The sequence below is a fragment of the Cognatitamlana onchidii genome, from assembly GCF_004804355.1.
Lineage (GTDB): Bacteria > Bacteroidota > Bacteroidia > Flavobacteriales > Flavobacteriaceae > Cognatitamlana > Cognatitamlana onchidii.
In genome coordinates this window covers 25,614-42,303 of the sequence record NZ_SRWZ01000001.1, presented here as the reverse complement: position 1 = coordinate 42,303, position 16,690 = coordinate 25,614, and the positions used below count along the sequence as shown (strand labels likewise).

Annotated in this window: 17 protein-coding genes and 1 tRNA gene; 8 read left to right on the top strand and 10 right to left on the bottom strand. The window is 33.8% G+C overall.

All coding sequences use genetic code 11. The features are described 5' to 3' along the window. Positions 1-4: 4 nt before the first annotated feature. Together E5D58_RS00215 and E5D58_RS00210 are read right to left on the bottom strand one after the other, a co-directional pair. Positions 5-454 carry a GNAT family N-acetyltransferase gene (locus E5D58_RS00215; protein ID WP_136479822.1) on the bottom strand — a complete coding sequence of 150 codons (450 nt, stop codon included), beginning with the start codon at positions 452-454 and terminating at the stop codon, positions 5-7. Beyond that, on the bottom strand, positions 451-1,875 hold the full coding sequence (locus tag E5D58_RS00210) for a CCA tRNA nucleotidyltransferase (protein ID WP_136479821.1): 1,425 nt from the start codon (positions 1,873-1,875) through the stop codon (positions 451-453). The genes E5D58_RS00215 and E5D58_RS00210 overlap by 4 nt, the downstream gene beginning before the upstream one ends. 367 nt (positions 1,876-2,242) lie before the next feature. On the opposite strand from E5D58_RS00210, the gene E5D58_RS00205 reads away from it, so the two are divergent. Further along, positions 2,243-3,007 (top strand): lipopolysaccharide kinase InaA family protein, encoded by a 765-nt coding sequence (locus E5D58_RS00205; RefSeq protein WP_235835801.1) that lies wholly within the window; start codon positions 2,243-2,245, stop codon positions 3,005-3,007. Between the two features lie 10 nt (positions 3,008-3,017). On the opposite strand, the gene E5D58_RS14895 is transcribed toward E5D58_RS00205, so the two are convergent. Together E5D58_RS14895 and E5D58_RS00195 are read right to left on the bottom strand one after the other, a co-directional pair. Next, positions 3,018-4,880, bottom strand: coding sequence for a glycosyltransferase (locus E5D58_RS14895; RefSeq protein ID WP_168796601.1), 1,863 nt, complete (start codon positions 4,878-4,880; stop codon positions 3,018-3,020). Further along, positions 4,881-5,696: a 2,3,4,5-tetrahydropyridine-2,6-dicarboxylate N-succinyltransferase gene (locus E5D58_RS00195; protein WP_136479820.1), complete on the bottom strand. Its 816-nt coding sequence runs from the start codon at positions 5,694-5,696 to the stop codon at positions 4,881-4,883. Between the two features lie 329 nt (positions 5,697-6,025). Here E5D58_RS00195 and E5D58_RS00190 point away from each other — a divergent pair, with 329 nt between their 5' ends. The 6 genes from E5D58_RS00190 (at position 6,026) to E5D58_RS00165 (ending at position 10,237) form a co-directional block, all read left to right on the top strand. Beyond that, positions 6,026-6,310 carry a hypothetical protein gene (locus E5D58_RS00190; protein ID WP_136479819.1) on the top strand — a complete coding sequence of 95 codons (285 nt, stop codon included), beginning with the start codon at positions 6,026-6,028 and terminating at the stop codon, positions 6,308-6,310. A 101-nt stretch (positions 6,311-6,411) separates the two neighbouring features. Then, complete coding sequence (gene ruvX, locus E5D58_RS00185) at positions 6,412-6,822, top strand: Holliday junction resolvase RuvX (protein WP_136479818.1); 411 nt, start codon at positions 6,412-6,414, stop codon at positions 6,820-6,822. 82 nt (positions 6,823-6,904) lie between these two features. Further along, the gene (gene def, locus E5D58_RS00180; protein ID WP_136479817.1) at positions 6,905-7,495 is read left to right on the top strand and encodes a peptide deformylase; all 591 of its coding nucleotides are present in this window, start codon (positions 6,905-6,907) and stop codon (positions 7,493-7,495) included. A 55-nt stretch (positions 7,496-7,550) separates the two neighbouring features. Then, positions 7,551-7,976, top strand: a complete 426-nt coding sequence (locus E5D58_RS00175; protein ID WP_136479816.1) for a DUF5606 family protein — start codon at positions 7,551-7,553, stop codon at positions 7,974-7,976. A gap of 117 nt (positions 7,977-8,093) precedes the next feature. Then, positions 8,094-8,765, top strand: coding sequence for a Crp/Fnr family transcriptional regulator (locus E5D58_RS00170; protein WP_136479815.1), 672 nt, complete (start codon positions 8,094-8,096; stop codon positions 8,763-8,765). Positions 8,766-8,839: 74 nt separating this feature from the next. Further along, positions 8,840-10,237: a hypothetical protein gene (locus tag E5D58_RS00165; RefSeq protein WP_235835800.1), complete on the top strand. Its 1,398-nt coding sequence runs from the start codon at positions 8,840-8,842 to the stop codon at positions 10,235-10,237. Positions 10,238-10,341: 104 nt separating this feature from the next. Here the strand turns inward: E5D58_RS00165 and E5D58_RS00160 are convergent, their stop codons facing one another. From E5D58_RS00160 to E5D58_RS00135, 6 genes are all read right to left on the bottom strand, one after another. After that, entirely contained in the window at positions 10,342-11,490 is a 1,149-nt protein-coding gene (locus tag E5D58_RS00160; RefSeq protein WP_136479814.1) for a lycopene cyclase family protein, read from the bottom strand. 15 nt (positions 11,491-11,505) lie between these two features. Continuing rightward, positions 11,506-11,955, bottom strand: a complete 450-nt coding sequence (locus E5D58_RS00155; RefSeq protein WP_136479813.1) for a sterol desaturase family protein — start codon at positions 11,953-11,955, stop codon at positions 11,506-11,508. Between the two features lie 12 nt (positions 11,956-11,967). Then, a complete protein-coding gene (locus E5D58_RS00150; protein WP_136479812.1) occupies positions 11,968-12,807 on the bottom strand; it encodes a phytoene/squalene synthase family protein in 840 nt (279 codons plus the stop codon). A 38-nt stretch (positions 12,808-12,845) separates the two neighbouring features. Next, a complete protein-coding gene (locus tag E5D58_RS00145; RefSeq protein WP_136479811.1) occupies positions 12,846-14,318 on the bottom strand; it encodes a phytoene desaturase family protein in 1,473 nt (490 codons plus the stop codon). A gap of 43 nt (positions 14,319-14,361) precedes the next feature. Then, on the bottom strand, positions 14,362-15,261 hold the full coding sequence (locus E5D58_RS00140) for a MerR family transcriptional regulator (protein WP_136479810.1): 900 nt from the start codon (positions 15,259-15,261) through the stop codon (positions 14,362-14,364). A gap of 258 nt (positions 15,262-15,519) precedes the next feature. Further along, a tRNA-Leu gene (locus tag E5D58_RS00135) sits at positions 15,520-15,605 on the bottom strand. A 207-nt stretch (positions 15,606-15,812) separates the two neighbouring features. On the opposite strand from E5D58_RS00135, the gene E5D58_RS00130 reads away from it, so the two are divergent. Beyond that, positions 15,813-16,646, top strand: coding sequence for a hypothetical protein (locus E5D58_RS00130; RefSeq protein ID WP_136479809.1), 834 nt, complete (start codon positions 15,813-15,815; stop codon positions 16,644-16,646). The last annotated feature ends 44 nt before the right edge of the window (positions 16,647-16,690 follow it).

Here is a 16,690-nt window from a genome sequence, read left to right as displayed (position 1 = left end):
GTTATTACAAAATCTTTTTAAAACAAATGCTATTGGATATACCTATATACTGCCCATAATTTGGTATACATTGATAATTCATTTTTTTGTAAAAAGAAACAGCTTCAGTTTGTCTTTTTCCAGTCTCTAAAACACATGCCTTAAAGCCTTCTTCTTTTGCCCAAGTTTCTAAGTGAACCAAGACACTAGCAGCCACCCCAAGCTTTCTATACTCTGGGTCAGTGTACATTCTCTTAATTTCAACAGTTTCATCATTAAATGGTTTGAAGGCGCCGCACCCTACAGCTTTGTTTTGATAGTATACAACAACAACATGTTTTAAAATATCAATGTTATTGTATTGGTTATAAAACTCATGTTCTTCCCCGTCAACCGTTTTTAAATAAGCATTTAATTGGGAGACAAGATTAACAAAATCTTGATTTTGAGAGTTGGTTCTTAAAGCCTTAATCATAACTCTGAATTAGGACTTAGTCCAAGTTCTTTTCCTTTTTTAATCATAAGTTTAAAAGCATCGTCATAACTGTTCGGAATTAACCCTTCTAAAATAGATTCTTTTATATATTCCTTTATTTGACCAATTTCTCGGGATGGTTTCAAATTAAAGGTTTGCATAATTTCTTCTCCTGAAATTGGTGGTTGAAAATTCTTGATATGATCTCGTTCTTCAACCTCAATAATCTTATCCCTTACAATTTTAAAGTTGTTATGGTACTTCTTAAACTTTTTAGGGTTTTTTGTGGTAATGTCGGCTTCGCATAAGGTCATTAAATCATCGACATGCTCGCCAGCATCAAAAACCAAGCGTCTTACTGCCGAGTCTGTAACTAAATCTTGTGCCAGTACTATAGGTCTTGAGCTCATCAAAACCATTTTTTGAACGAACTTCATTTTATCATTCAAAGGCATTTTTAACCTTTTAAACAGGCGGTATACCATTTTGGAACCTTCAAACTCATGTCCATGAAACGTCCATCCTATTTTTTTGTTAAACTTTTTTGTGGGAGCCTTGCCTATGTCATGCAATAACGCAGCCCATCTTAGCCACAAATTATCGGTATGTTCAGAGATATTATCAACAACTTCTAGCGTATGGTAAAAGTTGTCTTTGTGGCGTTGCCCTTCTATATCATCAACACCTTTAAGAGCTGTCAATTCAGGGAGAATAAACTTTAGTAATCCAGTTTTTTCTAGAAGTAAAAAACCCAAAGAAGGGGTTTTACTTTCTAGTATTTTATTGATTTCTGTAATGATACGCTCTTTAGAAATTATTTTAATACGATCACTGTTTTTTGTAATAGACTTAAGCGATTCTGCCTCTATGGTAAAGTTTAATTGCGTCGCAAACCTAATAGCACGAAGCATACGTAGGGGGTCGTCGCTATATGTAATATCGGGGTTTAACGGCGTTTTTATTATCTTACTCTTTAAATCTTCAAGACCATTAAAGGGATCTAGTAAATCACCAAAATATTTCTTATTTAGGTTAAGTGCTAGGGCATTAATGGTAAAATCTCGTCGGTTTTGATCGTCTTCTAGAGTTCCATTTTCTATAGCTGGGTTGCGGCTATCTTCAGTATAGGATTCTTTTCGTGCACCTACAAACTCCACTTCGATACCATCATATCTTAGCATGGCAGTACCATATGTTTTAAATACTTGTACTTTGGTTTTGAAAGGTAGGTTTTTGGCAACTTGCTGCGCTAGCTTAATACCGTCTCCAATGGCTACAATATCGATATCTTTTGCATTTTCTCTTTTTAAAACAAAATCCCGGACATAGCCACCAATAACATAACTATCTAACTGCAGTTGATCTGCCGATTCTGATATGATATTAAATATAGGGTGCGTTAAAGCTTCTTTGTAATTCATTTGTAAAATTAGAGGTAACAAACCTAAACAGCAATGTTTTTAAACATGTCATAGTCCCAATTTTTACTGGTTCTTATGATGTTTTTTGTTTTGCAAATTTACGATATACTCTACTAATTTTAACTTAAGTACTGATTTATTTATATGCTAATGATGCGGATTTTGACAAATTAAAGTAAGTATTGAAATCTGGACTGAACCCTTAAACTTAGTTGCAACTGAATTTCGTTAAAATAATTAGGTATAAAATGATAAGTTTTCTATATTTTCCTATTATTGCACAACCAGTAAACATTTTAAAAACTAATCGACCACTATTATTTAGTGGTACTGCTGAATTGCGCAGCTATATAAGACTTCAATTTTAGTGAAAAGAAACAAAAAAATCCATAAAGATTTTGAATCAAATACACCGTTTTTTGATGATATTATAAATCATTTTGACTCAAAAGGAGAAGCGTTTGGAAACCAAGACAGAAATGCTTTAAAACTATTTCAACTTGATGATTTGACTATAAATGTTAAGTCATTCAAGATTCCAAATATGGTTAATCGTCTAGCCTATAGATTCTTTAGAAAAAGCAAGGCTCAGCGGTCTTATGAATATGCAAATAAACTTACGCGTTTAGGGGTTGGAACGCCTCAACCAATCGGTTATTATGAATTTACGTCTTTGTTTGTGTTTAAAAACAGTTACTATATTAGCGAGCAATTGGAATGTGATTTAACATTCAGAGAGTTGTTAACGGATTTAAATTATCCAGACCATGAGTCTATTTTAAGGGCATTTACTAGGTTTACGTTTCAGCTACATGAAAAAGGCATATTGTTTTTAGACCACTCTCCTGGCAATACGTTAATACAGATTAATGACGGTGATTACAAGTTTTATTTGGTAGATTTAAATAGAATGGTATTTAAATCGCTTGATTTCGAAACTAGAATTAAGAATTTTTCACGCCTGACCATATATGAATGGATGGTTGAGATAATGAGCGACGAATATGCCAAAAGTTCTGGTAAGGATTATAATGAAATTTTTAATCTTATGTGGGATTCTACACGCACTTTTCAGCAGAAGTATCATCGTAAAGAAAGAATTAAAAAGAAACTAAAATTTTGGAAACGATAGGAGCGACTACCTAGCGTTTTTTGTTTAGCTTTTTTAGTTCTTGATATCTGAAATAGACGCCATAGGCACTTAAAACACAAATGGAATAACCTTCTTTACCATCCAATATTCCAAGTCTAAGTATGTAGTTAAAAATGAATTTATAGGCGGGTCTTAAATAAAAATGAAAAAAATTAGGCTTAATACCTTCTTTTGACAGTTCGATTGCTTTGAGCGTTGCATAATGCTCCATTTTAGATTTGTATTGTTCGGCACTTTCAAAGCAATAATGAGGCATCGTATTTTTTAATAGTTTGCTCATGCCATTTATCTCGGGCATTTCGTGAACAATTTTTTCCTCGATATATTTAACAGAGTCTTTCTTAAATATTCTGTATGTAGCATCGGTTTGAAAGCCACTAAAACGTATTCTTTTATTTTTGAAGTAGTAGATACGCTTTACTTGAAAGGCCACATAGTTAGATGGCTTATTTATTTCCTTAATCAATTCCTTTTGCAAATTTCTAGAAATACGCTCATCGGCATCTATAAAAATAATCCAGTCATGGGTAGCTTGTTGAAGCGCAAAATTCCTTTGGTCTGCAAAGTTTATAAACGGTCTGCAAATGGTTTTTACATGCTTGTATTTCGATAATTTATCTAAAGTACCGTCATTACTGTAAGAGTCTACAACAATAATTTCGTCGGCAAAGCTCAAGTTCTCAATGACCTCATCTATATGTTTTGATTCATTATAAGTAATAAGTAGTGCAGAAACCTTTGGTTGCTTTATCCTTTTAGGATGTTGTAATTCTTTGGGTTCTTTAATTATCGGTGAAGCATGGTTTGTGTTTAAAAACAAATGCAATTTATCTATAAAGAGATCTGGAGTGAATTTTTCATAAAAATTCAGGGACTCTCCTTTATATAATTTTTCTGGTTGCGTGTAAAGGTTCGGTTTGTAGTCTTTTAAGTGGACACTCATGTTATCTTCATTTTCATAAAGATTCCATGTAGCTTTATCTATCCATGGGGAGAAAATGGAAAAGGTTCTTACATGCAGAGCTTTAGCCATATTAGCGGCACCACCTTCGTTTCCTATAAGTGCCGAACAATACTTTAGAATGCCTAAAAAGCTTCTTAAGCTCTTGCCAAAAACATTCAAATGAATTAAAGCCTGGGTTTCTGGTTTACATAAGTTAAAAATACTTATAGCCTCTTCTTTTTGATGAGGTAAATAGTTAAAAAGAATTTGGCTTTTAGGTTTTTCCTGTGCAATCTTATCGATTACCTCGGCCATAAATTGAAAAGGGTAGGTTTTATTTGCGCTGCTCCCCAATGCGCTTACCATATAAATGGGGCCAGCCAGACTTATATTATTAGACTCTAAGTAAGCTTTGGCATTTACCAACTCTTTCTCGCTCAAATAAATTTTAGGAATTATATTTTTTTTCTCTATTCCTAAAGGCTTGAGCAAGTCTAATCTATGTATAATGGCTAAATTATCTGTACTACTAGTTTTTTCTTTTCTAATTACATTGTGATGATATAATGATTTTGAATAAGATTTATAGTAAGAGATTTTCGTTTTTGCACCTGATATGAAACATATGAGAAAGCTCGTTAACTTAGAATATACGTCGATAAGTACATCATAATGTTCTTTTCTTGTATTCCAAGCAAATTTTAATAAAGCAATTTTACTCTCTTCCTCTTTTTGGGTGAATAGCACAAAATTGTCAATAAAGGGGTTGTTTTCTACAACAGGTAGGGTATGCTCATTGATTAGGTAGTCTAATTGGGCATTTGGGTATTTTTGGCGAAGTGCTTCAAACAGTACACTGCTTGTAAGCACGTCGCCAATCATTTTTTGTTGTATAACAAGGATTTTCATTTACACAGCAACATCATGCTCTCTTAAAGCATCATTTAAAGATGTCTTTTTGTTCGTACTTTCTTTACGTTTACCAATAATTAAAGCACAGGGTACATTGTAAGTTCCTGACGGGAATTCTTTGGCATAACTTCCAGGAATAACTACCGAACGTGCTGGAACGACTCCCTTGTATTCTACCGGCTCATCTCCAGTTACATCAATTATTTTGGTACTCATGGTTAACACAACACCAGCACCAAGAACGGCTTCAGTTTCAACACGCACACCTTCAACTACGATACATCTGCTTCCTATAAAGGCATTATCCTCAATAACTACTGGAGCTGCTTGTAAGGGTTCCAGAACGCCACCAATACCAACGCCACCAGATAGGTGAACATTTTTTCCTATTTGGGCACAACTACCAACGGTAGCCCAGGTGTCAACCATGGTCCCTTCATCAACGTAGGCACCAATGTTTACATAACTAGGCATTAAAATAGTTCCACTAGAAATGTAAGCACCATGTCTGGCTACAGCATGAGGTACAACTCGAATCCCTTTTTCTGCATAGCCCTTTTTTAATGGTATTTTATCATGAAATTCTAAAGGACCAGCTTCAATAGTTTCCATTTTTTGAGTTGGGAAATATAAAACAACAGCCTTTTTTACCCATTCATTGACTTGCCATCCACCTTCAATAGGTTCAGCCACTCTTAATTCACCCTTATCAAGTAAATCCACCACATTAATAATGGCACTAATAGTGCGCTCTTCTGCTAAAAGTGCTCTGTCATTCCAAGCCTTTTCTATGATTTGTTGTAATTCAGTCATCGATTTTAAAATTTTGAGCAAATATACTAGCTATCATTTAAAATGAAGGAAAAATAGTGACAATAATGAATAGATCTATGTAAGAATTTATAAATCAAAATTTAGGTTTTTATGGAGCAGAACTCATATTTGGTCTCCAAATCAATAAACTATTATCAGATTAAAGAGGCAAATAATGTCTTTAATCGTTAAAAAAATGCACTTAAACTATTCGTCGATGAAATTTTATTGGTCCACTAGTTATCGAAAATTACAGGTTTATAACTAGTTTTTTGCACCTTAAGGTGTGTCTAGTTCTATATTTGTTCCAGCAAATAATAGCAATTTAGATGAAAACAAATTTTCCCTTATTAATAGTTTTAATGCTAGCATTCTCATTGGCAAACGCTCAAAAGGCCGAAGAAGTTAATGGCGTAGAAAGTGCTAAGACTATTTCTGTTGACACTAACGTTGGTGCTGCTATCAGTAAAGACACCTTATTAATTGACGCAAGTCAATTAAAATCCACTATTTCCAGAACTACTAGTGATATTAGAATTTACTTAAATCGTAAAAGAAAAGTTGGAAATATTAGTTTTATTTTTCCAAAAATAAATAAAGCCATAAGAGCTTAAAGAACTCTGTTCAAATATTAATAATTAAGGTTAAATTGATTGAAAGGTTATCTGAAAGATAGCCTTTCTTTTTTTTAATTATATTTTAGCGAAAAAAATAGATGGGACGTATTCTGGCAATCGATTTTGGAACGAAAAGAACAGGTTTGGCTGTAACCGATGAGCTGCAAATAATCGCATCTGGATTAACCACTGTTCTTACAAAGGATTTATTAAAGTTTTTAGTGGACTATATCCAGAAAGAGCGCGTAGAACTATTTCTTGTGGGAGAACCGAAGCAGATGGATAATACGGCATCCGAGAGTGAGACTCATATAAAACCATTTATTGAAAAACTGGAAAAGACCTTTCCAAATATTCCGGTGGTTCGCATTGATGAAAGATTCACTTCAAAAATGGCATTTCAAACTATGATAGATAGTGGGTTGAAAAAAAAGCAACGTAAAAATAAAGCATTGATAGATGAGATAAGCGCTACTTTGATTTTACAGAGCTATTTATATGCTAAATAAATAACATAACAATATTGCCCAATAAAGTATAATCATAAATTATAAGAATTGTACTTTTGCAAAACTAATTTTTACACCAGATATGATTTTACCAATAGTAGCCTACGGAGATCCAGTTTTAAAAAAGAAAGCTAAAGATATTTCTAAGGATTACCATGAGTTTGATATTTTGTTAGAAAACATGTTCGAAACCATGTATAATGCCTATGGTGTGGGCTTGGCGGCTCCTCAGATAGGTTTGCCAATAAGATTATTTTTGGTGGATACCTCTCCTTTTGCAGAGGACGACGATTTGAGTGAAGACGAAAAACGAGAGTTGGCAGACTTTAAACGCGTTTTCGTAAATGCCAAAATTATTGAAGAACAGGGGGATGAATGGGCTTTTAACGAGGGGTGTTTGAGTATACCAGACGTTAGAGAAGATGTTTTTAGGAAACCTAATATTACTATTGAGTATTTAGATGAGAATTTTGAAGCTCGAAAGGAAACATTTAATGGTTTGATTGCTCGGGTTATTCAACATGAATATGACCATATTGAGGGAGTTTTATTTACCGATAAGCTTTCAAGCTTAAAAAAACGATTAATAAAAGGGAGACTTAATAATATTTCCAAAGGCAAGATAAATGTGGATTATAGAATGCGTTTTCCCAATCAAAAAAAGAAACGATAATATTTGCAGAACATCAATAATCATTTGATATTTGCGCCTTTCAATACGATAATATATGAGCTTAGACAAAGTAATAGCGATTTCAGGAAAACCAGGTTTATTCAAGCTAATTACGCAAACGCGCGGTGGGTTTGTTGCAGAGTCATTAATCGACAATAAACGACTCTCCGTTAGTGTTCAAAATAACGTGAGTATATTAAGCGAGATTGCGATCTATACATTAACCGAAGAAGTTCCTTTAAGTAGTGTTTTTCAGAAAATAAAAGATAAAGAAAATGGAGGTGTAACCTCTGTAAATCCAAAGGACAGCAAAGATAAGCTGGAAGAATATTTCTTTGAGGTTCTGCCTGATTATGATGAGGATAGAGTATATGCTAGTGACATTAAAAAAGTAATTCAGTGGTATAACTTATTACAAAAGCATGATATGCTTGAGTCCTTAGCGGAAGAAAGTAAGAAGCAATCTCAAGAAGAGGAGTAACTAAAGCGTAAGTTTTATGTAAAGCATATAACCTCCTTTTTAAGGAGGTTTTTTTGTGCTTTATAGTAAGTGTTTTTATTGTTTTTCGACAATAATAAGGAACAAAACAAATTAAACATGAAGTCTATTTGGTTTTTTGATGATGTCAATCTCTTTAAGTTATTGTGCCCTCATAAGTTTAAATCTTATAAGTCCAATCATAATTTTGATGCCTATAAAAAACAAGACTATATTTATTTTGAACAAGATGCTGCAAATAAGGTCTATCTTATTGAAAAAGGGAAAGTAAAAATTGGTTATTATAATGAAAATGGTAGCGAGGTTGTTAAAGCTATTCTCAGCCGAGGAGAGCTTTTTGGCGAAACGGCTATACTGGGAGAAGCTAAAAGAGCTGAATTTGCGCAATCCATAGATAATAGTACTAGTATTTGTCCGGTTGGTGTCGATACCATGCATAATTTAATGAGGGATAATCAAACATTTAGTTTAAAAATATATAAAGTAATTGGTTTTAGATTAAGAAAATTAGAAAGACGTTTACAATTGTTATTATTTAAGGATGCTAAAACTAGACTGATTGAGTTTCTTAACGAATTATGTAACGAATATGGCTACGACTGTGAAAAAACAGGAGATAAAATTATTCAGCATCCTTATACACAAAAAGATATCGCATCGCTCATAGGAACCTCTAGACCCACTCTAAATATTCTCTTGAATGAACTGAAAGACGATAAATTTATTGAATTTAACCGACGGGAGATAAGAATTTACAAAGAAATTGCTTAGTGTTAGGTAGCTAACATTTTATAATCTAGCATCGATTTAATTTTGTGGTATAACAAAATTAAAAACTTATGATTATGATTAGAAAAATGTTTTTTGCCGTTTTGGCCTTGGGCTTTTTAGCCTATTCTTGCAGTGATGACGATGATATCGTGGTATTGATTCCAGAAGCCGGTACCATAACAGGAGGTCCGTTTACATTTATAGTAGATGGGACTGCAGATTTTGTAACTGGTATTTCTACAGACCCTGATGCCGTTGGTACCAATAGATCTTTTATAGTAACAGACAATCAGGGTAAGATTCTAGGTTTACCTCCAACAAACCAAGCACTTGAAGGTGTTAATTTTGATGAGGCAGGAGTAGGGATATGCCTTATTTGGTATATCCGATATGAGAATGGCTTAAATGGCTTAGCTGTAGGAGAGAATGCCAATAACCTAGAAGGTAGTTTTGATCTGTCCAATTCGATTACAGTTAATAGGCTGGGAGCACCAGATGCAGGGGTTTTATCCGGAGGCCCATTTACTTTTATTGTTGATGGGACGCCCGATTTTGTAAGTGGCATAAGTACAGATCCAAATGCAGTGGGGACAAACAGATCTTTTATTGTTACTGATGACCAAGGTAAAATTTTAGGACTGCCACCAACAATTGAAGCGCTTCAAGGTGTTAATTTTGATGGAGCAGGAATAGGCAAGTGTTTAATTTGGTATATAAGGTACGAAGACGTACTCGTAGGACTTGCTGAAGGCGAAAATGCTAATAACCTTCAAGGGAGTTTTAATTTGTCAAATGCAATTACAGTTAACAGAATTGGTAAGCCCAATGCAGGAAAGTTATCAGGAGGGCCATTTAAGTTTGTTGTAGATGGGACACCAGATATGATTTCAGGTGTTTCAACCGACTCGAATGCCGTAGGGTCAAATAGTACATTTGTGATTACAGACATTGATTTAAATATACTAGGAACACCTAAAACGTTGGAGATGTTGGAGGGCGTAAATTTTGATAATGCCGGACGCGGAGTTTGTTTAATCTGGTACTTGCGTTATGAAGATGATACCAACTTAGAAACAGTAACTAACGCAGAAGATTTAACAGGAACGTTTAGTTTGTCGAATGCTATTAGGGTTGAAAGAGGGCCCAATGCGGATGTTTTAACCGGAGGGCCATTCAATTTTAAAGTAGATGGTACACCAGATATGGTCAGTGGAATTGGGTTTGAAAATGCAAATAACCGGGTTGGAACCAATGCGACCTGGGTTATAACAGATGAAGATTTAAAAATACTTGGGACGCCAAAAACTTTGGCAGATGTCGAAAATGTAAATTTTGATGGAGCCGGTGTTGGTGTTTGTTTTATCTGGTATTTACGTTATGAAAATGATACCAATATTGCAACGGTTACCAATGCTGCCGACTTGACAGGAACGTTTCATTTGTCTAACTCAATAAAAGTAACCAGAAATTAATAGTTATTAGTAGGGGTTAATACTTATTGTTAAGCATATGCATATAACGCATTACCAATTATAAGTATTGGTAGTGCGTTTGTTTTTTTAAATACCTTTACCTTTTATAAGGTTTTAAAAAATGCTTTAATAAAGCTCCATGAAAAAAGAGACCACATAATTTTTAGCTCCTCATAAAAACTTGATTCTTCATCTAAAAAACGTAGCATGGTTTGGGGTGAATTCTTACTATAAAACTGTTGAAAAATCCATTCGCCTTTAGCGTTGTTGTCTTGCAATACTTTTAGGAAAACTTTGTCATAGAATTTATGTTTTCTACTATAAATTTGATCCGATGGTTGTTTATTACCTTTTAGGTTTTCAATAATTTTGGCCACTTTTTTTTCTGTATGCTTAAAGGAATACCCTGTAGAGCCTTTAACCCACCCACCACCGGTTCCGATTTTAGTTATATGTTTGGAGTTAAAGTTTTCAAAAGGAAAGGTAGTCATAGGGATTTGTCCCATCTCAGTTTCAATGGTCTCAAAGTTTTCAATATTAAGGTATTTTTTTATATAAGTTTGTATAAATTCATCATAGGTTTCTTCTTGTACAAGATTACTTGTAAAGTAAGTGAATTCAACTAAAGCTTTAGTTTTCGAGAAAGGTAAAACATACGTAAAGGTCGTTTGAGCCCCATCTTTTAGTCTATAATCCATCATGGTAATACAGTTATCCTCAAAGCAAGGTGATGGCGTTTGGATAACCCATCCTTTAAAGTGTTGGATTATGGAAATGCTTTTAGGGGCGTTATAGGAGAAAGAAGTTGGTAATCTACTATCAAAAATATGAGAAGCCCTATACGCATTATTTTCAGTGTTTAATATCGGCGTGTTATCGATTACCGATATATCGGTTGCCGTTTCATTAATAAATTCAAAGTTAGGCAAAGCATGTAATGTCTTTTTCGAGGTATTATAAAAGTCAAGTGCTCTTATGGTCTTGTATTTGTATGGAAACAGGTTTAACTCTGTTTGTTTGTTTTTTGTAAGCACACGAGCATGGTCCCAAGATTTATAAACTATAGAATTCCATTGAGAACTAGGCTTTTCCCAAAAACTCCAAGTTTTATCATTGCTGGTCTTTAATTGAGGGTCTATTAAAGCAACTACTTTGTTTCTAAAGAAAGCATCTTCAGCCATTTTTAGCGCTAGCTGAAGTCCTGCTAAGCCGCTTCCAATAATTAAATAATCGAAATGAGGCGTTTTAGTCATAAAAGAGCTTGAAAACTATTTTTTGAAGTACTTAAAAGGTACAAAAAGCATCCCAAAACATTCTCCATCATTTTTGCCCAGATGCTTATGATGAATTTTATGAGCACGTCTTACACCTTTTGCATACCAGTTATTGGCATTTCTGAACAACTTGAAACGTTGATGAATAAAGATATCGTGCACTAAAAAATAAGATAAACCATAGGCGAAAATACCAAGACCTATGGGTAACCCTGGCCAAAACCAAGTATATTTCCACAGTAGGAAAAAACCAATACTAACAACCGCGTAGAAGATAAAGAAGGCATCATTACGCTCAAACCAGCTATCGTGGTCTTTGTGGTGATGATCTTTATGAAGGCTCCATAAAAAGCCATGCATAATATACTTATGCGTAAACCACGCCATAAATTCCATAAAACAATAGGTGCCTATAAAGATAAGTATCCAAAAAAATATGTGCATTAGTGATATATTTTACAATAAATTTAATTGATATTTTACATAACTACGCATTAAAAGCTCAATTTTTTTAGGGTTAGATACTCGTATTCTAGATTCCTTAATTTTTAGGGCAGGGGTGCGCTTAAGTTTTTTGAGCAATTGTCTGTAATAACGATATGCCATAAAAACCCCAAATTTGGCCTCAATTGGAAGTTTTTTTATACCAGTTAATCCTTTTTCAAAATCTGCTTCAATATCATTTATAATGTCTTGTTTTGAACGCTCATCAAGATTTCTAAGATCGGCATTAGGAAAATATGTCCTATCTAATCCTTCAAAATCTGCTTTTAAGTCTCTTAAAAAATTTACCTTTTGAAAGGCAGACCCTAAAGCCATAGCAGTAGCTTTTAAACTCTCATATTTTGCTTCATCACCTTGAACAAAAACTTTTAAACACATGAGCCCTACCACATCAGCGGAGCCATATATATAGGCCTTGTATTCTTCGTCTGTAAGATAATTTTTTTTGTGTAAATCCAATCGCATACTTTTCATAAATGCATCTACTAAAGCCTTGTCAATATTATATTTATGAAATGTATATTGGAATGAATTTAAGATAGGATTTAAACTTATCCTGTCCTTAAGCGCATGTTCCAAGTCATCAGAAAACCTATTAAATAGTTCTTCTTTATTGTAATTATGGAAGCTATCAACTATTTCATCTGCAAAGCGAACAAAACCATAAATGTTGTAAATGTCCCCTCTTATTGAATTAGATAACATTTTTGTGGCTAAAGAAAAAGAAGTGCTATAAGTTTTCGTAACAATTTTACTACTCTTATAAGAAACGGTATCAAATAATGACTTCATAGGTTGGTTTTTTTCTTTTTAAATTTAACAAATACTTTTTAAACAGGGACTTTACTATATTTTGAAATGAGATTTGCAGCTAGTTTTCCAGAAATCAAAGAAGGTGGTACCCCTGGACCTGGAACCGTGAGCTGACCAGTAAAATATAGATTTTTTACAGTTTTACTTTTTAGTTTAGGTCTCAGAAAGGCTGTTTGCATGAGTGTGTTTGCCATGCCATAGGCATTGCCTTTATATGAGTTGTAGTCTCTTATAAAATCGTTAATACAAAAGCTTTCTTTAAACAGGATATGTTCTCTAACCTTTTGTGAAGTAAGGTTTTCAAATCGTGTCATAATTTTATCGAAATATTGTTCCCTTAATGCTGCGGTGTCTTGCAATCCAGGAGCGAGGGGTATTAAAAAAATACCAGCTTCCTTTCCTTCAGGAGCGGTGCTAGCATCTGTTTTGCTCGGGAAACTTGCATAGAACAATGGTTCTTGAGGCCATTCGGCTGTATCATAAATGGCTTCAGCATGTTTTTCGAAGTCAACATCAAAAAATAAGGTATGATGATTAACTTGCTTTAGCTTTTTATCGAATCCTACATAAAACAACAACGAAGAAGGTGCAAACGTTTTCTTTTCCCAATAGGTCTCAGAATATTGTCGATATGGCTTTTCTAGCAAGGTTTCAGTGTGGTGGTAATCGGCTCCACTAAGGGTTATATCCGAATAATAACTCACGCCACTGGATATTAATCCTTTAGCTTCCCCTTGTTCTACGATAATCTTGTCTATATTTGCCCCAGTTTTTATGTTTACTCCAAGTTCTTTGGCTAGACTTTCCATGGCTAAAATAACTTGATACATTCCCTTTTCTGGGTGGAAGGTTCCTAACCCAAAATCGGCATAATTCATAAAGCTATAAAAAGATGGTGTATCGCTTGGTTTAGCTCCTAAAAAAAGTACTGGGAACTCAAGAATCATTACAAGTCTTTCGTTCTTAAATTCCTTTCTAACATCTTTCTTTATCGTGCTAAAAAACTGATTGATTTTTTTAATGGTAGCAGGCGTAATAAGCTCTAGTGGAGATAAGCCCGGGTTGTAAACCAAATCCTTTATGGCAATTTCGTAATTGCTCTTGGCCTCTGCGATAAATTTCTTGAGCTTTATAGAACTTCCTGGCTCTTCTGCTTCAAAAGCTGCAACTATTTTTTCTAGAGTATCTTCAATGGTGATAAAGTCATTCTTTCCAAAATATACGCTATAAGCAGGATTTAGCTTATTTAAGTTGTAATAATCTGAAGGTTTTTTTTCGAAGTCCGAAAAAAACCGCTCAAAAACATCAGGCATCCAATACCATGTTGGGCCTATGTCGAACGTAAATCCTTCTTTTTTTAATTGTCTAGCTCTTCCACCAATGGTGGGGTTTTTTTCAAAAATGGTTACTTCAAATCCTTCCTTAGCTAAATAGCAAGAGGCGGCTAACGAAGAGAACCCAGATCCTATTATATTTACTGTTGCTTTCATATTGTTTAACAAATATACAAAAAAGTTAAACAATAAATAAATTTTAGAATTCTTTAACTAAATTTTCTATCGACTTAAATGTACGAACTTTTTCTGGTAAATTATTTATATCCACCTCTTCTAGTTTCTTACCTAGTAGTAAAAGTTTGGTGTTGTCTTTATTTAAAAGTAATTCGTTAAAGTTATTTATATAATCTAAGACTTTGTCTGTTTGAGGATTAACAGTAAAGTATGAGATAAAGGTAATATCATCAAAAAACTCTAGAAGATCTGATAAGCTTTCCGTAGGTACACTTTCTCCTAAAAAAATGGTATGATATCCTTTGCTTCTCAATTCATAATTAATAAAAAGCAAACCTATATCATGTATTTCATGATCTGGAAGGAAGAGTACAAATGTTTTAGAAACAGGTTTAGGCTCTAAAAGTTGTAATCGCTCTATATTAAGTAATATTTTTTGTTTAATATGAATGGATAAAAAATGCTCATGAGCAGGGGTTATGGTGTTAGTTTGCCACAACAAACCAATTTCGTTAAGCAAGGGTAGAAAAACAGAATAAAAAATCTCGCTAAAGGTTTTATTTTCCAATAGGTTGTTGTAAGTGCTGTAAAACAAGACCTGATCAAAGTTAATCATGGCCATTTTTAAAGCATTAATGGCATGATCTTCTACTTTCGCCCTAGATGCAATTTCTCTTACTTTAATGGGGATTTCTTCCTCTTTTAAATTGGCAATTTTTGAGATTTTTAGCCCGTTATTATTTAAATAGGAGATGTTAAGTAGCTTTTGAAAGCTCAGTAAACTATAGTTTCTTATATTCGTTTCTGAACGTTCCGGGCTTAATAAATTATATCTCTTTTCCCATATTCGTATAGTATGCGCCTTGATTCCAGTTAAGTTCTCTAGATCCTTAATACTAAAATTTACTTTAATATTGTTCATTTAATTCTTCCTTTTCTTAAACAAAAGTAAGGATAATTATTAAAAGGACAACAATATTTAACAAATTATGAAATTTTTGCCTTTAAAATATAAGATTTTGACGCCCAATGTTCAATATCTGACAAATTAGGCCATTCAATATCTAGCTATAATGTTTATTCAATAACTGCTTTCATAATGACATTTAAACTGCAAAACCTTGAACAGCAGCTTATGGCAATTAGTATACAAAGGGATTCCTTATGTGAAGATTACAAGTGCGCACGAGAAGATTCGAACTTCCACATCCTAAAACGGATACTGGCCCCTCAAGCCAGCGCGTCTACCAATTCCGCCACGTGCGCTTTTCAGCGCGTAAATATACAGAAGTTTTATATGTAACATAGCGTATTCTTTAATTTTTAATAGATGTCTTGTTTTACAAAGCTACTAAATTGAAAACTTAGAAGTTGGTCGTTAGACACAGTCATAAAAAAGTTGATGACCAATTAGGGGTTTATGCATGAGTTTGCCCTATTAAGGATAGAAGTATAATTTTTAAAACAAAAACCATGAAAACAAGACTAATAACATTTTTAATGAGCTTTTTCTTTTTATGCACAGTAAGTGCACATAACATTATTATTAATAAAAAAGATGGCACCACAGAGCAAGTAGCTTATTCTTATAAAACACTGTTAAATAAAGGTATTCAAAATAACAATGGTAGCATAATAAGCTTTACAGAGATTAATGCCATTAGTACTTCAGATTATGAGACATATGAAAAGATTTTTCGAAAAACGCAAAGACGGGCTTCCCATATTGAAGTAGAGTTTACAGGAGATATGAATGCGTATTCGGCGAGATTAGAAAAATTAAAACGAAATAGAGATGGGGCAGATGTGGCTAGTGGTATTGGTGGTGTTATGTCTATTATAGGGGTTTTATCAGGAGACAGACAGTTAACAGCAGCAGGTATTGCAGTAAATGGGGCTGGACGCATTGCCAGAGATATTAATCAAGATAGAACAATGGATACGCAAACAGCTATGCTAAATGAACTTGATAAGCGTACAACTGCTGAGGAAAACGCAAGCGAATCGGAAGAATTAAGTTTGCGCAACACTTATGGCGATGATAATGTGAATGCCCTAAAAGAGCTTCTTGACAATAATCACGAAAAAGCGCTAGCATATGTTAATGTGGCAAGTTTATCAAAAGATGCCAACCATAGAGTTTCGGCTATGTGGCTAAAAGCTATGGTTTTAAAAGATCAAGGTTCAACGGCAGAATCAAAACATGTTTTTGAGCAGTTGGTGCTTCTTGATCCAGAGATGAAAGATATCAATCAAGTAGAGCAAGAGACGACTACCTTGTTGCAGGAAGTTGAAAAATTAAGATAGATTTTATAACTTAGAGAAAAAAATTAAGTGTTGGCAACTTATTT

Excerpts from the sequence above, each read along its gene's own strand:
- E5D58_RS00215 (WP_136479822.1), bottom strand. The coding sequence starts at position 454 with ATGATTAAGGCTTTAAGAACCAACTCTCAAAATCAAGATTTTGTTAAT.
- E5D58_RS00130 (WP_136479809.1), top strand. The coding sequence starts at position 15,813 with ATGAAAACAAGACTAATAACATTTTTAATGAGCTTTTTCTTTTTATGC.
- E5D58_RS00150 (WP_136479812.1), bottom strand. The coding sequence starts at position 12,807 with ATGAAGTCATTATTTGATACCGTTTCTTATAAGAGTAGTAAAATTGTT.
- E5D58_RS00195 (WP_136479820.1), bottom strand. The coding sequence starts at position 5,696 with ATGACTGAATTACAACAAATCATAGAAAAGGCTTGGAATGACAGAGCA.
- E5D58_RS00160 (WP_136479814.1), bottom strand. The coding sequence starts at position 11,490 with ATGACTAAAACGCCTCATTTCGATTATTTAATTATTGGAAGCGGCTTA.
- E5D58_RS00145 (WP_136479811.1), bottom strand. The coding sequence starts at position 14,318 with ATGAAAGCAACAGTAAATATAATAGGATCTGGGTTCTCTTCGTTAGCC.
- ruvX (WP_136479818.1), top strand. The coding sequence starts at position 6,412 with ATGGGACGTATTCTGGCAATCGATTTTGGAACGAAAAGAACAGGTTTG.
- E5D58_RS00140 (WP_136479810.1), bottom strand. The coding sequence starts at position 15,261 with ATGAACAATATTAAAGTAAATTTTAGTATTAAGGATCTAGAGAACTTA.
- E5D58_RS00210 (WP_136479821.1), bottom strand. The coding sequence starts at position 1,875 with ATGAATTACAAAGAAGCTTTAACGCACCCTATATTTAATATCATATCA.
- E5D58_RS00170 (WP_136479815.1), top strand. The coding sequence starts at position 8,094 with ATGAAGTCTATTTGGTTTTTTGATGATGTCAATCTCTTTAAGTTATTG.
- E5D58_RS00190 (WP_136479819.1), top strand. The coding sequence starts at position 6,026 with ATGAAAACAAATTTTCCCTTATTAATAGTTTTAATGCTAGCATTCTCA.
- E5D58_RS00165 (WP_235835800.1), top strand. The coding sequence starts at position 8,840 with ATGATTAGAAAAATGTTTTTTGCCGTTTTGGCCTTGGGCTTTTTAGCC.
- E5D58_RS00155 (WP_136479813.1), bottom strand. The coding sequence starts at position 11,955 with ATGCACATATTTTTTTGGATACTTATCTTTATAGGCACCTATTGTTTT.
- E5D58_RS00175 (WP_136479816.1), top strand. The coding sequence starts at position 7,551 with ATGAGCTTAGACAAAGTAATAGCGATTTCAGGAAAACCAGGTTTATTC.
- def (WP_136479817.1), top strand. The coding sequence starts at position 6,905 with ATGATTTTACCAATAGTAGCCTACGGAGATCCAGTTTTAAAAAAGAAA.
- E5D58_RS14895 (WP_168796601.1), bottom strand. The coding sequence starts at position 4,880 with ATGAAAATCCTTGTTATACAACAAAAAATGATTGGCGACGTGCTTACA.